General features: G+C 39.9%; 13 protein-coding genes. 4 read left to right on the top strand and 9 right to left on the bottom strand.

The genetic code is table 11. The annotated features are described in order from the left end of the window. The first annotated feature begins 45 nt into the window (after positions 1–45). A complete protein-coding gene (locus Q4546_RS05015; RefSeq protein WP_303412640.1) occupies positions 46–546 on the top strand; it encodes a GNAT family N-acetyltransferase in 501 nt (166 codons plus the stop codon). 85 nt (positions 547–631) lie between these two features. On the opposite strand, the gene fur is transcribed toward Q4546_RS05015, so the two are convergent. Beyond that, entirely contained in the window at positions 632–1,063 is a 432-nt protein-coding gene (gene fur, locus Q4546_RS05010) for a ferric iron uptake transcriptional regulator (protein WP_303445817.1), read from the bottom strand. A gap of 290 nt (positions 1,064–1,353) precedes the next feature. Between fur and cobB the strand changes: the two genes are divergently transcribed. Next, positions 1,354–2,100: a Sir2 family NAD+-dependent deacetylase gene (gene cobB, locus Q4546_RS05005; protein WP_303445815.1), complete on the top strand. Its 747-nt coding sequence runs from the start codon at positions 1,354–1,356 to the stop codon at positions 2,098–2,100. Positions 2,101–2,123: 23 nt separating this feature from the next. After that, complete coding sequence (locus Q4546_RS05000) at positions 2,124–2,552, top strand: AAA family ATPase (protein WP_303445840.1); 429 nt, start codon at positions 2,124–2,126, stop codon at positions 2,550–2,552. A gap of 60 nt (positions 2,553–2,612) precedes the next feature. Here Q4546_RS05000 and Q4546_RS04995 read toward each other — a convergent pair whose 3' ends face one another. The 6 genes from Q4546_RS04995 to ggt form a co-directional block, all read right to left on the bottom strand. Continuing rightward, positions 2,613–4,691, bottom strand: coding sequence for a bifunctional 2',3'-cyclic-nucleotide 2'-phosphodiesterase/3'-nucleotidase (locus tag Q4546_RS04995; RefSeq protein ID WP_303445813.1), 2,079 nt, complete (start codon positions 4,689–4,691; stop codon positions 2,613–2,615). Positions 4,692–5,077: 386 nt separating this feature from the next. Next, a complete protein-coding gene (locus tag Q4546_RS04990; protein WP_303445812.1) occupies positions 5,078–7,270 on the bottom strand; it encodes a M3 family metallopeptidase in 2,193 nt (730 codons plus the stop codon). A gap of 272 nt (positions 7,271–7,542) precedes the next feature. Next, positions 7,543–7,935, bottom strand: a complete 393-nt coding sequence (locus tag Q4546_RS04985; protein WP_102476215.1) for a phosphate ABC transporter substrate-binding protein — start codon at positions 7,933–7,935, stop codon at positions 7,543–7,545. A 14-nt stretch (positions 7,936–7,949) separates the two neighbouring features. Continuing rightward, entirely contained in the window at positions 7,950–9,149 is a 1,200-nt protein-coding gene (locus Q4546_RS04980; protein ID WP_303445811.1) for an outer membrane protein, read from the bottom strand. Between the two features lie 68 nt (positions 9,150–9,217). Further along, positions 9,218–10,834, bottom strand: a complete 1,617-nt coding sequence (locus Q4546_RS04975) for a methyl-accepting chemotaxis protein (protein WP_303445810.1) — start codon at positions 10,832–10,834, stop codon at positions 9,218–9,220. A 754-nt stretch (positions 10,835–11,588) separates the two neighbouring features. Continuing rightward, a complete protein-coding gene (gene ggt / locus Q4546_RS04970) occupies positions 11,589–13,343 on the bottom strand; it encodes a gamma-glutamyltransferase (protein ID WP_102476218.1) in 1,755 nt (584 codons plus the stop codon). 89 nt (positions 13,344–13,432) lie between these two features. Between ggt and Q4546_RS04965 the strand changes: the two genes are divergently transcribed. Continuing rightward, the gene (locus tag Q4546_RS04965) at positions 13,433–14,617 is read left to right on the top strand and encodes a GNAT family N-acetyltransferase (RefSeq protein ID WP_303445809.1); all 1,185 of its coding nucleotides are present in this window, start codon (positions 13,433–13,435) and stop codon (positions 14,615–14,617) included. An 83-nt stretch (positions 14,618–14,700) separates the two neighbouring features. Here Q4546_RS04965 and Q4546_RS04960 read toward each other — a convergent pair whose 3' ends face one another. Both Q4546_RS04960 and Q4546_RS04955 read right to left on the bottom strand, forming a co-directional pair. After that, positions 14,701–15,012 carry a putative quinol monooxygenase gene (locus tag Q4546_RS04960; RefSeq protein ID WP_241904050.1) on the bottom strand — a complete coding sequence of 104 codons (312 nt, stop codon included), beginning with the start codon at positions 15,010–15,012 and terminating at the stop codon, positions 14,701–14,703. A 46-nt stretch (positions 15,013–15,058) separates the two neighbouring features. Next, a complete protein-coding gene (locus tag Q4546_RS04955; RefSeq protein ID WP_303445808.1) occupies positions 15,059–15,682 on the bottom strand; it encodes a LysE family translocator in 624 nt (207 codons plus the stop codon). Positions 15,683–15,833: the final 151 nt, after the last annotated feature.

The following is a 15,833-nucleotide window of genomic DNA, read 5'->3' as shown; positions in this document are numbered from 1 at the left end:
AAATGATTAAGGATAACCATGAGTAACGTCATAAAACCGATTGGTATTATTACTGAAACCCCAAGGCTTATCATGCGACCTTTTGTTGAAGAGGATGCAGAAGCATTATTTTTAATGAACAGTATTCCAGAAATATTAACTTATATCCCCCAAGAGCCACTTACTAGCATAGCTGAAGCAAAAGAGATTTTTACCTCAATTATTCAAGCTGATTATCAAAAGCATGGTTTTGGTCGTTGGGCGGTGCATCATAAGGAAGATAATAAAGTCATTGGCTTTTGTGGGCCTAAATATCTTCCTGAATACGATAAAGTAGAAATAGGTTATCGCTATTTACCAGAATATTGGGGCAAGGGCATAGGCAATGAGGCAGCGCAAGCGGTAGTTGATACACTAAAGCCACAGTTCGATATTGATTTAGTCATAGCCCTTATTTTACATGGCAATACAGGTTCAGAAGCGATAGCGAAAAAGCTCGGTATGAGCATACATGAAGAAAGCGAATATCTCGGCTCGAAAGTACATGTGTATCAAATGGCTTTATAAAGGCATAACTTATGGCGAGTGTAAAAACAAAAAAACCAGCAAGTATGCTGGTTTTTTAATGACTATTTATCAGGCTTGGCGATAATTATTCGTCAGCGTGATCACAGCTGTCATTGGTGCAGTGACCGTATAAATATAAGCTGTGGTGAGTTAGCTTAATATTATGACGCATTGCAATTTCGTCCTGACGACGTTCAATCACATCATCAGAAAATTCAATCACTTTATCGCAGGTTAGGCAAACAAGATGATCATGATGCTTTTGAGTCGACATTTCAAAAACCGCTTTACCACTTTCAAAATGGTGACGATTTAGAATACCAGCATCATCAAATTGGTTTAATACGCGATAAACAGTAGCTAATCCAATTTCCTCACCGATATCGAGTAATTTTTTGTATAAATCTTCGGCACTGATATGTTGGTTTTCAGGGGCTTGCATTAGTTCTAGAATTTTAACTCGAGGCAGTGTAATTTTTAAACCTGCTTTCTTGAGTGCTTGATTTCCATCTGTCATCGCTAATCTCTTGATTACAGAACCTTATCGGTTCGTCCGTGGATAATTAAGATCATTATATGTGTTGCATTAAGAAACTGAAACCTTTCAAATGAGTTAATCGTCATATAAGCACTGATTTTGGCCAATGAAACATACATTAATGCGCATTAGGTTAAAAAAAACCTAATAAACTTACTTATACTAAGGGATTATTGAGCATTAACGGCTTTTATATCACTATAGTGTTAAAGAGGGTTATTAAGCTTTATGCCCTGCAATGATAATTATAATCAAAACAAGGAATTCACATGTATCAGCAGATAGTGGTCTTAACTGGCGCAGGTATTTCAGCTGAATCGGGGATAAAAACCTTCCGAGATCAAGATGGTTTGTGGGAACGTCATCATATTGAAGATGTCGCTACGCCTGAAGGTTATGCCCGCGATATCAATTTAGTTGAACGTTTCTATAATTGTCGCTGGGAAAACTTGCATAGCGGTGAAGTTCATCCTAATGCCGCTCATGCTGCATTAGCGAAACTAGAAGCTGAGTTTCCTGGCAAGCTACTGGTTATCACTCAAAATGTAGATGATTTACACGAGCGGGCAGGTTCAAAACGTTTATTACATATGCATGGAGAATTATCCAAAGGACGCTGCCCACAGTCATTGCAAACGTTTGTCCTTAGAGAACCTTTTGGTGAAGACAATTGCTGTACCTGCTGTATTCCTGCCAAACGATTAAGGCCGCATATTGTCTGGTTTGGTGAAATGCCATTTGGTATGGATAGAATTCATGATGCGCTGGATAACTGTGATTTATTTATCGCTATTGGGACTTCTGGGACGGTTTATCCCGCAGCGGGCTTTGTCGACAGCGCTAATCATCATGGTGCACAAACAGTAGAAGTTAATCTGTTAGCGGCAGATCGCCATAGCCAATTTCAATATCATTTTACCGGTAAAGCTGGTGATGTTGTGCCTGCGTTAGTAGAGTTAATTTTAGCCGGTAAAACCCTTGGCAGTGAAGTCGCGACAAAGGAAATGAGTGCTTGAGTAGGGATAAAGTTGCGATAATCATGCGCGGTTTACCGGGTAGTGGTAAATCAACTTGGGTTAATGAATTCATTGAACAGTTAGGTGTAGATAACGCCATACACATACGGCAATATGGTTACTTCTCTACTGACAGTTATTTTGTTCGTAATGGCGAATACCTCTTTAATCCAAAAAAACTCACCCAGTATCACCAGGCTAATTTAACCGCATTTATTAATGCGATGGCTCATAACGAGCCTTACGTTATTTGTGATAACACCAATGTATGCCGTTGGGAATATATGGCTTATGAAGCCGCAGCGAAGGCCTTGGGTTATCAAGTAAGAGTAGTGGTGACTGGTGAGCCTAAAAGTGTTGAACATCAAAAATTATGCGCTAAACGTAATCAACATAAAGTGCCATTGGCACTAATTACTAAAATGGGATTGATGTTTGAACTTGATGATTAGACTTGTTTTAAAGGTTAGATAAAAAGGCGCCGCAGCGCCTTTTTTGATGTTAAAGGTTGATTATTTAGTTTTAACAGGGGATTGCAGGTCAATATTGTAAATCGCAAAACCAAATTCATCTGTGATATCAGTGCGCTTTGTCATAGGGCGCTGTTGATAGTCGGTGATAAATTTGTCTGCAAGTTTACTGTTTTGAGTTTCAAAGCGAATATCCAATGTTTTTGCCGACTTGATGGTCATAAAGTCCCAGTTATTATCTGCACTTGGATCCACCTCGCCATGGTTTTTCGTTGCTTCAGTAATATATTGCGCTAGGGCTTCACGGTTGGAGTCTGGCAGTTCCATCACAACGAAATCAGAACCAGTACCAGCAAATTTCCCGCCAAATGCACGATAATTGTTGGTTGCGATTATAAACTCTTTTGCATTAAATTCAGCACCGCTAATAACAGTATTGCCCTCTGTGTAAGATAGCGCCACGATTCGGTTAGCATCTGCATTGACTAGTGCGCAATCGCCATCAAATTTATTAGGTTGAGTCACATCAATGTTGTAGCTGACACCATCTATGACATCAAAGTTATAGGTGCGGTGGGTATTCCAGTTAATCAGGTATTGAGGCTCAGTAGAATTAACATCAATTTGATTAAATTGATTAGCACTACACTCTAACCAGTCTTTTATCTGAGCGCCAGTGACCTTAACTGCAACTAACGTGTTGGGGTAAAGATATAAATCTGCCGCATTTTTATAGGTTAGCTCACCGCTTGGGACTTGCACATAAGACTCTGCATCAGCTGTGGTGCTATGGCGGCCGCCTGCTTTAAATGGCGCAGCAGCCGACAATACCGGAATGTGTTGTAATGCCGCGGTTAAGTTTGCTTTAACTTTCGCTATTTGCGCATCTGACACAATTTGAACGCTGGGGTCATCTTGCACTAAGGTCAAAAAGCTAAACATATCAGCTGATGCTTTACCTATGGGCTGATCGACATAATCTAATGTCGCTTGATGCTCTGTGGCAATAGCATCACGGATGGCTTTATCTGCCGTGACTAGCTCTGGTTTAGCCGCACTTTTATCAAAGATAGGTAAGGCTTTGGCCATACTATCTACGACAGTCCAGTTACCGTTTTGTAATGCTAATTTAAAATCGATGACGCCTAAATTATCACCCCAACGTCCTGGCATAACCGCCGCAACGCCATTTATGGTGCCTTTATTTATGTCGGCATCTTTAAGTGCAGCAAAGGTGCTTGAAGGGAATATTGAGTGACTGTGGCCAAAGGTAATGGCATCAATACCCGCTACCTTTGATAATGCCCAAGTGGCGTTTTCATCAGTTATATCGATAGGGTTTTCAGGGCTTCCTACCCCAGAGTGGGGTATTGCGACGATAATGTCAGCACCTTGAGCTTTCATCATAGGCACAAATTTTTCAGCTGCTTCTATAATCCCCATTACGGTGACTTTACCCGTAAGGTTTTGTTTGTCCCATAATAGGATTTGTGGAGGTACAAAACCGATATAGCCGATTTTAATGATGTGTTTATCGCCATTGGTGTCGACGACGTTTTTTTCTTCGATGATATAAGGGGTAAATAGGTTATCGCCTTTGACTTTGTTATCCCAACAGTCGGCTTCACATAATACGTTGGCGTTAATATAAGGGAAGTTGGCACCCGCGAGAGACTGATATAAGAAATCTAAACCGTAGTTAAATTCGTGATTTCCAATGTTACCAACAGAGTAACCTAAGGTGTTCATGGCTTTATAAGCTGGGTGAGTATCAAGGAGGGTTGTTTTCTGTTTGAAACTGTTGGCAACATAGTCACCCATAGGGCTGCCTTGGAGCAAATCCCCATTATCTACTAAGACAAAATTATCAGCACTTTGACCTTGCTGTTTAATTAAACTGGCAGTGCGAGCTAAGCCTATAGTCGGATCATATTTTGTTTTGTAATAATCAAAATCCATGATGTTGGCATGGAGATCCGATGTTTCTAGAATTCGTAAATTGACAGTGAGGGGGTGCACATCACCAGACTTAACTTCTGTAGTCTGATCATGTAATAAATCACATGCGCTAACGCCTAGTACGCCAGCAATAATAGTGACTAATAGCTTTTGGTTTACCATTGTTTTCTCTCTTATTATGACCCTGAGCTTGATTTTTATGCTCTATTATTTTGTTAACTCATCAGGTTTGATTTGTGAGTTAATTGCGGTGGATTATACAGAAACTACATTGCAAAGTTATGATTTGATGGTCTGTTAGTTAACTAAAATGGTTTTTAAAGGCTGTTTGCTGAATTTTTCTGGTTGCTATGGGTTTAGTGTTTGATTTAGCTGGCAGTAAATTGATAGCGCAGCGCTTTAATGACAGTAAAGCATTCCTTTATCAGCATAAAAAAAGCACCACTTTGCAGCGGTGCTTTACTTGAGAGTAGTTAGCTCTTATCAGACAGCCTTACTTTAACAATAAGGCTAGTTGAATGACTACTCACTGCCGATGACCTACAGGGCTAATCCGCTGCGTTATCTTCTAAAAGACCACGGCTTTTTAACAGTGGTTCGATACCGGCATCTTTACCACGGAACTGACGGTAAAGCTGCATTGGGTCGGCGCTGCCACCTTGAGACAAGATATTGTCTCTAAAAGCTTGGGCTGTTGTTGGGTCAAAAATACCATTTTCTTTAAATGCTTCGAAAGCATCCGCGCCTAAAATATCAGACCAAAGATAGCTGTAATAACCAGCAGAATAACCACCCGCAAAAATATGCGAGAAGTAACTGCTGCGATATCGTGGGGCTATTTCTTTAATTAAGCCCATATTGGCAAGTGATTCAGCTTCAAATTCGGCGGCATCTCTTAGTTTGGTGTCTGTAAGTGTATGCCAGTCTAAATCAAGCTTAGTGGCTGCCATATATTCAACGGTAGCAAAACCTTGGTTGAATTTACTGGCAGCTTGAATTTTCTTAACAAGTTCAGTGGGGATCACTTCACCGGTTTTATAATGTTTTGCAAACTGCGCTAACACTTCAGGTTGCGTCATCCAGTTTTCCATCACTTGTGAAGGGAACTCGACATAATCTCGCGGTACTGAAGTACCTGATTGAGAAGCATATTCAACCTTTGATAGCATTCCATGTAGCGCATGTCCAAACTCGTGGAATAGGGTGCTAGCTTCATCAAATGTTAGCAGTGAAGGCTCATTGCCCGTTGGGCGAGGGTAGTTAAGTACATTGAGAATAATAGGCTTTGATTCAACGCCATTCATATTGTATTGCGAGCGGTAGGCATTCATCCATGCGCCGCCTCGCTTAGTATCACGTACGTAATAGTCACCCATGAAAATAGCCATTAATGAACCATCTTTGTCATAGACTTCCCAGGTTCTGACATCTGGGTGGTACTTAGGTAAGTCGGTGCGCTCTTTCATTGTGATGCCGAATAAGCGATTAGCGGTATAAAATACCCCTTCTAATGTTGATTCTAGCGAAAAGTAAGGCCGAGTTTGTTGTTCATTAAAGTCGTATTTTGCAACGCGGATTTGATCTGAGTAATACCACCAATCCCAAGCTTGTAAAGTAAAGTCACCACCTTGCGAGTCGATAAGTGCCTGCATATCAGCAACTTCAGCATTAGCTTGTGCTAGTGCTGCTGGCCAAACTTTATCAAGTAAGCCGTAAACATTTTCAGGGGTTTTAGCTGTACGTTCTTCTAATACAAAATGGGCATGGGTTTTATAACCCATTAATTTGGCTTTTTCAGCACGAAGTGATGCAATTTTAGCTAAGCCGGTTTTATTGTCATTGCCATTATTGTTATTGGCACGCTCAATATAACCTTTAAAAAGCGCTTCTCTTAAATCACGATTTTCTGCATAGGTTAAAAATGGTGTGATAGAAGGGCGTGAAGTGGTAAATACCCACTTACCTTCATGGCCGCGCTTAGTTGCTGTTGCTGCAGCGGTATCGATAATATCTTGAGGCAAGCCTGCTAAATCTGTTTGTTTATCTACGACAAGCTCAAAAGCATTGGTTTCAGCCAGTAGGTTGTCACCAAACTCTAAGTTTAATTTACCAATCTGTTCATTTAACGCCCGTAGGGTGTTTTTATCTTCAGCCGATAAATTGGCGCCGCCACGGGTAAATCGTTTGTAAGTATCTTCTAGAAGCTTAGTTTGTGCAGTATTAAGTTGATAGGTTTCAGCTTGGTCGTAAACAGTTTTAACGCGCTGAAATAATTTATCATTTAAATAAATATCATCACTAGCTGATGACAGCATAGGTGACACTTGTTTTGAAATCGTTTGTATATCTGGGTTAGTGTGAGCACCGGTCAAATTATAGAAAACGCTCGATACTTTCGTTAATAAGGTGCCTGAAAACTCCATCGCTTCAATGGTGTTTGCAAATGTCGCAGCATCAGGGTTATTGGTAATGCTATTAATTTCAGCTTTACGTTCAGCAATGCCTGCTTCAAAAGCCGGTAAAAAATGCTCATTTTTGATGTTATCGAAATCTGGGATTTCCATAAAGGTATCATAGGGTTTGAAAAAAGGGTTGTTAGCATCTTGGGTGATGCTTGTCGTTGCAACCGCATTGGGTGCTTGAGACGTTTGGACGGTTTCAACGTTATTATCTGAACATGCACTTAGCGCTAAAGTTAACGCCATGGCAGAAAAAAGTGGTGTGAGGGTTAGTCCCTTCATAATTATTTCCCTGTTTGCTTTGAAATGGTTGTCTAAATAACCCTATGCCGATGTATAAACCGTTAAAGAGTCACAAATCATCATTGTTATTTGTTTATGATTTGCTGCTAGATTAACAAATTTTTATCATACTTTCGTATACCTTTAGGTTACTTTTGTAACAAAACATAAAAAAAGGACCTAACGAGAGTTAAGTCCTTTATTTATTACTAACTAGTGATATGTAAACAAGGCTTATAATCTATGTTTAAGTCACACTATTTCGAGCAATGTTATGGTTTTAGAATTACTTTCACGCTGCCATCAACATCGGCTTCGTCAATATAACCGATAGCATTAGCATCTGCTGCTATTGCAGCTTTCATGCCTGATGCGTCACCAATGGTTGCTGGTGGTGTGCCTTTACCAGTAAATACCTGCTTTGACCAAAAAGCTTTAAGCTGAGCATCAGACTTACCCGTTACTGCGCTATGAAATTCAGAGCGGATAGGGTTGCCTTCTTCAAGTTCATAAACGACAAATGAAGAACCTTTGCCTAAAAAGGCTTTTTTAGCATCGGATTTGCTTATATCAGCAGCGGCTGGATTACCGATCACTACTACGGCAGCATTAACAGAAAACACACAGCTCACACTGAGCGCTAAAATAGATAATAATTTTTTCATTTCATCACTCCTAATTAAAATACTGCGTCAAATTGAACGGTATACACGGTAGTATCATCAAATTCTTTTGCTATGTTAGTCTCTAATCCACCAGATGTTTCGCCAAAATCATTAGAGTATGTGACGTCGAATTTTATGGCTAAATTATCAAGTGCATCCCAACGTAGGCCTGCACTGTATGACTTTCTTTGGCCATTAAAAATTGCGGCTTGAATTGCTGAAGCCTCATCAATAATAGTTCTGCTATCGTTATCTTTAGTTTCGAAGAAAGAAGCTGTTACATAAGGTGTGAAGTCATTGATACGGTAACCCAAGGTTAAATAACCGGAATCAGAATCAGGATAAGCGCCATCCACTTCGATGCTTGTTAACTCTGTAATGGCTAAGAAAGATCCATTATCGTAACTAGCGCCAACTCCCGCGAAAGTGCCTTTTTCTCGATCTATTTCTAGTAGCGTAACAGTGACATCGATCTCGGTATTTGGTATTAGTTCTTGTGTAATTTGACGCTTAACATCACCGTCTAAAATTGCTTCACCGTATAAGCCTCGTAGAGTCCAAGTTTCATCAGTCCAAGTAACATTGACACCTAAAATATTTTTCATGTCAACGCCAGCAGCTTCAGATTGTCCACCAAAAGCTTGAATGGTCATTGTTGAATCATCAAATTCAACATCGTAGCTAACATCTCCACCTGTATAGGAGGTAAATGGCACTGGGTCGTATACATCTGATGGTGGACGTACAAATGGCTGGGCATAACCAACATCAAGATAATCTGAGTACATATACAGTGGTATACGTAATTTACCTGCACGAGCTTGGATATTATTTTCAAAGCGATGAGAGATATAAGCCCATTCAGCTTCTACATCCCAATCATTTTCGCCTCTCATCATCAACTGCATAACAGCTTGAGTCTGATCTGTAATTGCAAACGTACCTTGTAAACCAAATTTGCTGCCTTCATTGAAGTTAGCTGAAGTGGTTGCTCCGGCATAACCAGCGTTGTTATCGGAAGTGATGAAAGCGCCCGTCATAAATCCGTTGAATTTGAAGCGTTCGGTCAAATTGGCAGTTTGATTTGCTTGTAATGATTTAACTTGTTGTTCAAGTTTGGCTAATTTTTCATCGGTAGCGTCATTGGCCACTGCAAGTGCTGGTAGCATTGCGACTGAAATTGCTAAAGGTAGCGCTTTCAAATTAAAACTCATAGTGTTACTCCTGGTTATTATTCTTAAGGCAGAAATAGTGTGATTTTCTACCTTTATATTTCTAATTATTAGACTTTAAATTGACCTGTAATGGATTGAAGCTGTTGGCTAACCCCTTCAATATCATGACTAATCCCGCCCATTTCATCCGTGGTCATTTTTACTTTAGCGGCATTGGTTTCAATATCTGCGACATATTGTTGAATGAGTTCTGAAGTGTTGTGTTGCTCTTCAGTGGCCGCGGCAATTTGGTCATTAACTATGGATATAGCACTGACTTTATTAGTGATATTGATTAATGCATCTCCTGCTAGTGAAGTGGTTTTTACGCCTTCTTCTGCGGTTTCTATTCCACGCTGCATTGCATCAACCGCTTGTGTTGAAGTAGAGCGAAGCTCTTGCAATACTTGTTGAATTTCTTGTGTTGAGGCTTGAGTGCGTGAAGCAAGCGTTCTAACTTCATCTGCGACAACGGCAAAGCCTCGGCCTTGTTCGCCGGCTCTTGCTGCTTCAATCGCCGCATTTAGTGCCAGTAAATTAGTTTGATCTGCAATCCCGCGGATAGTATCCAAGATGTCATTCACATTACTGGTAAAGGCTTCAAGTTGATTGACCACAACGGAGGTTGTTCTGACTTCTTCAGAGAGCTGGTTAATGGTAGTAATGGCTTTACTGACCACTTGCTGACCTTGTAAAGCTTCTTCATTGGCATTATCAGCTTCCGATGCAGCATTGGCGGCATATTCGGCAATGTGGGCCACGCTAACGAACATTTCTCTCATCGCATGGGAAATTTGTTCAACAGACTGATTTTGTGCACTAACGGTTTGTTCGCTGTGTTTACAGCTAGTTAATAATGTTTGTGAAGCAAGCCCTAAACTGTCAGTAGTTTGCTTGGTATCAGCAATGCTGAGCTGTAATTTTGAAACAAATTGGTTAAACCAATGGACTAAATCTGCAATTTCATCTTTACCTTGGTAATCAACTCTTGAGCGTAAATCACCTTCACCTTCAGAAATATTACGCAGTGACTGAGTAACACTTTCAAGGGTAACAATGATTGAGCGGTTAACTAATAAACCAACCACAATCAGAAACATCGATGCAATGATACCGATAGCAAGCATTGAACTGGCTGCTGTATCTGAACTGGCCAGCGTAGTATCAATGCTTGATTCAAACTGCTGAGAAAAAGTTAAGTGTTTCTGACTAAATTTTTCAACAAGTTGCTCATAGCGTTTGGCATTGGCTGCCGCTTGTATGGTGATTTTATTAAAATCAACATCACTTTTTAAAAACTCAGCGACCAAAAGTTGTGCATTATCAAAATACAGTGATAAATCATTTTGCATATTATTAGCGTCAAATGACTCAGCAGGCAGTAAGCTTTTAATTGCGTCTAAGTTGCTGATAACTTGTTTGACCATATTGGCGGCAGTCTCTAAGCTTTCTTCTTCGCCAGTTGTTACCGCTGTTTGTATATTTTGTTCCAATTGAAGTAACAGGCCTTGGTTAATAGTGGCTAAATTTAACGCAGGATATAGTTGAGACTGAAGATCATTTAACCGTTGCGCATTTTGTTGCACGCTTTGATTGTTAATTAATATCGAGATAATAAATGAAAATATTGCGACAATGGTTAATAACGCGATCCGATGCTTTATTTTTAAGCTATTTAATTTCATTTCGAATAATCCTACTTATCTAGCTAAAGGTGAGTCATTAAAGTTTCGGTTATATAATGATTGGCTGTTGTAAAATAGCTGATATTAAAAATGAAACTTTTACTTTTTGTTATCTTTGATTGCAAATCGCTATTGCTTGTGTGCGATAACTTCATTTTCTCAAGTTGTAAAACGTTTTTAGTATTTAAAATTAATGCCTTTCATATTGACTTATTGCCACCTTAGAGCTGTGGCATCCATCATTTGCTTAAAATTACCTATAACGGATATTGAACTATAAATAAAAATTGTTACCTTGTGGTTATTATAGTTGCTACGATGTTTAAGTCTGTTCTTGTTGTTACAATATCGGCAGTAATGTTCAAATACTTAAGTTTTATTTAATGTTTTTTGAGTTGTTAAAATATTGATATAAAAATCTGCTGCGAAGAAGTGGAATTTAATTAGTTTTCGTTGCTGGGTTAACTTATTATTAACATTGCGTTTGGGTTTTAAGTTGATAATACAATCTTGCGTATAAATAGAGCTGTAATTGCATAAGTTTGAACATCATCATTAGTAGAAAGTTAGGAGGATTGCTGGGATATATGAAAAATAGCGGCAGGCTTAATCTACAAAGCTTGAGTGATTTTATTGTTTATAGCGGTGTTTAAATAATAAGCACAATGAATGTTAGCGCTACAAAGGCGCATTAACTATTTAAGTTGTAGCTGATTGTCCATAAATAGTTAATGCAGATGTTTGAGGTTTATTTTTAGTGCCCTAGGGTTTCTGAACCTGCTCGTCGTGGATCAGATGCGCCAAACAACCCCTTGTCGGTTATCACTATGGATTGAGTGCTGCCCATTGCGCTACTGGTTTTAACTTGATGGCCTTTGGCTTCCAGTAAAGTCACCGTATCGTTATTTAAACTGGTTTCAACACCAATGTAATCAGGCAGCCATTGATGGTGAATTCGCGCTGCGGCAGTGGCTTCTGCAATATTGAGTTTATGGTCAATGACATTCATGATTACTTGCAATGTGGTGGTGATAATTCGTGAACCACCAGGGCTGCCTGTCACCAAAAATGGTTTACCGTCTTTCATCACAATCGTTGGACTCATTGAGCTTAGTGGCCTTTTATGAGCATCAATTGCATTGGCTTCACCGCCGATTAAGCCATAGGCATTGGGAATACCGGGTTTTGCGGAAAAGTCATCCATTTCATTGTTAAGTAAAATGCCGGTACCTGCAGCAACCAGCCCAGAACCATAACTGAAGTTTAGGGTATAGGTATTTGATACAGCATTGCCCCATTTATCGACCACAGAGTAATGAGTGGTTTGATTACTTTCGTAAACGGATAAATCACCAGGCTTAATTTCGGCACTAGGCGTGGCTTTGTTATAGGCAATTTGTTTAGCGATTGAATCAGCATACTTTTGACTAGTGAGTTTATCTGTCGGCACGTTATGAAAATCAGGATCGCCCAAATACTCACTTCTGTCAGCATAGGCATGCTTCATGGTTTCCGTCATTAAATGCAGTGTTTGTGCAGTATTGTGACCCAACTCTTCAATAGGATAGTGCTCGAGTACATTAAGCATTTCAATGATATGAATACCACCAGAAGAAGGGGGTGGCATGGATACCACTTTATAGCCGCGGTATTCGCCTGTTACAGGTGTTCTTTCAATGACTTGATAGTTTTTCAAATCATTCATGCTCATTATTCCGCCAGCAGCTTGAATCGCAGCCACAATTTTCTCAGCGGTTTCGCCTTGATAAAAGCCTTTACTGCCATGCTTAGCAATTAATGATAATGAATGAGCTAAATCTTTTTGCACTAAGGTGTCGTTAACGGCAAAACTGTCGCCATTACTTTTATAAAATATTTTGGCAGAACTTGGCCATTGTGAAATACGGCGTTTTAATCCATCAAGTGAATCTGCTAAGTCTGAATTAATTAAAATGCCTTTTTGCGCAAGTTCAATAGCAGGTTTAACGACTTCGCTCATACTCATGGTGCCATACTTGTTTAGCGCAAGTTCAAACCCCATCACAGTGCCTGGCACGCCAACCGCTAAACCATGTTCACGGCTAAGTTTTTTTACTACATCACCTTGTTCATTTAAAAATATATCTTTGTGGGCTTTTGCTGGCGCGGTTTCGCGGTAGTCGATAGCAATGGTTTTATCTTCTTTTTCAAGATGAACTAACATAAAGCCGCCACCGCCAATATTACCGGCTCTAGGTAAGGTGACCGCTAATGCAAACCCTACCGCGACAGCAGCATCAACAGCATTACCACCTTGTTTGAGAATATCGACACCAATGCGGGTTGCAAGTGATTCTTGGCTGGCAACCATGCCATGTTTGGCCCAAATTGGTTGTGAAGTATCAGAACGGCTATAAATCGATTGTTCATTTGCAGCATGCAGTTGTAGGGAAGTAAAAGATGATATGCTCAACGTCAGCGCAATACTTGTTGATATGACGATCGGTTTTAGTTTTGAAAAGAAACTCATTTTCAATCCTTTATAATTTTAATCATGTGTTGCAATGTGCCATAACTATGATCTAATACACAATATGTAACTGTGCTTTTTAAGGGAATATGTCTATCACACACACTATTGACTTGAATATTGGCTTTTATGATTCGGTGTCTGTTATTACTAAAGCTGAGTGGCAACGTATTTTTTCAGATCAAAACCCCTTTACTTCATTTGATTACCTTAATGCATTAGAGCAAAGCCAATGTGTTTCAGAGCAATCGGGCTGGTTGCCCAAACATATTGTGGTAAAGCAAGCAGGTGTTATTGTTGCTATTGCGCCTTGTTACGAAAAATCTCACTCTTGGGGAGAGTACGTGTTTGATTGGGCGTGGGCTGAGGCTTATGAGCGTAATGACTTAAGCTATTACCCAAAGTTAGTGCTAGCGGTGCCATTTACACCAGTAAGTGGTGAGCGTATTGGGTTTGATTGCTGTCAATCAAGTTTAAACAAAGCCGAGATCATCGCTGCAGTGAGTGAATTTCTAAATCAGACACTTGGGCAAGGGTATTACTCTTCTTGGCATTGTTTGTTTTTACCCAAGGCTGATTATTTGAATTTAGCTCAAGATAATATTTCAAGGCTAGGCACTCAGTTTCATTGGCATAATCATAGCTATCAGCACTTTGATGATTTTTTGCTGCAATTAGTGTCACGTAAACGCAAAAATATCATTAAAGAGCGCAAGGCTTTAGCTAGGCACAATTTGGATTTTGAGTTTATTGATGGCGATAAAGCCAGCGCTGCGCAATGGCAAGGCTTTATTGCTTGTTATCAACAAACCTATTTAAAACGCTCAGGTCATGGCGGTTATTTATCTGCTGAGTTTTTTTATCAAATCGCTAAGACTATGGGCGCAAGTATTAAGTTGCTGTTAGTGACAAAAGCGTCAGATGCAACAACGCACCAGCCGGCACAATTAATCGCTTCTGCATTATACTTTGCCACTGATACGCATTTATATGGCCGCTACTGGGGCAGCTTACAATTTATTGACGGCTTACACTTTGAAACCTGTTATTACCAAGGTATTGAGTACGCCATAGCGAACGGGCTTATGGTGTTTGATGCTGGGGCGCAAGGTGAGCACAAAGTGGCCAGAGGTTTTGTCCCCATTGAAACTTATTCTAATCATAACCTTACTCATCAAGGCTTTAGCAATGCTATCGAAGATTATTGCCTGCAGGAGCAACGGCACATAAAGCAATACATACAGCAGTTAGCTGAAAGTTCGCCTTATAAATAGCGTTTTGGCTAGCTTTGACAAACTAAGCCAAATGGTGTGCTTTTTATCAACGGATATTGAATGACTGCTTTGCAAGCCGCTATTTAATCCTTGATGAGGCTATTGAATTGATAGTGACGGCTGACATTTTTACTCACAAGGGCCCAGTTAGAATGACTTGTTCTTTGCTGGTGGTGATCAAAAGCTTGTTGGTTTTTAAAGGTTTCAGAGACGTAAAACTTAACAGGGTTGCTTGCATCTTGTGTGACTGAAAATGATAAGCAGCCAGGTTCTTGTTTTGTGAGTTGGCTATGCACCTTAAGTGCTTCAATCACCGCTTTTAATTCAGCCTCAGGGACTAGTATATAGCCTGTTAAGGTGACTTTATTCATGCTATTACTTATAGCATTGCTCATGTCATTACTCATGTTCGTAGGTCTTGTACTTATCTGTTTTATAAGATTATTCCAAGGCCAACCATAAGCCAACACCGACCATTAAACTGCCCGCTATGCGATTCATTAATTTAATATTATCCCCACGAGATAGAAAAAGTCTCAAGCTCTTTCCGCCACTGGCGTAAGCTAACATCGAAGCTGATTCTGTGAGCATGATAATCGACAATAACCAGAAAAGTTGCGTTCCAACAGCTTGGTCTACATTAATAAAAGGGGGCAGCAGTGAAATCATAAAAGCCCAGCCCTTAGGGTTGGCAATAGCGGTTATAAAACCTTGTGACATTAATGCGGAATTACTGATGCTAGTATCTGTTTGCTGGCCTTCGATAATGGCCATTTTTCCTTTTGAACGGCACATATTAATGCCAATATAAGCAAGATAAGCGCCGCCCAACCATTTTAAGACTGCAAATATATCAGGGTAGTTTAGCATCACGCTAGCCACGCCCATCACCGCCGCAATAGCCACCAATGCCACGCCAATAAGCTCACCTAGCATCATCCAAAGGGTGCGTTTAACGCCAATGCTCATACCTAAGGTCATTGCCAGTGTCATACACATACCGGGAGTGATCGATACAAAAAAGAAAGTGGGAATAAATACAGCTAATACGGTAAAATCTGGCATGAAGGTTCTAATGTCATTAAAGAAACAAGCGAGTAAGGAAGAGCAGAGTGTAAGGCTTTAAGATGTGAGTGTAAATGTGGCTGTGTTTTAATTTATTGCTATTTGAATACAACCCATAGCAAAGGTGCCGATGGATTGTATTCAATGCTAT

The sequence above is a fragment of the Shewanella sp. 4_MG-2023 genome (genome assembly GCF_030548015.1).
In the GTDB taxonomy this organism is placed as follows: Bacteria; Pseudomonadota; Gammaproteobacteria; order Enterobacterales; family Shewanellaceae; genus Shewanella.
The sequence above is the reverse complement of the archived record's forward strand: the minus strand, read 5'-3'. Positions and strand labels throughout refer to the sequence as shown.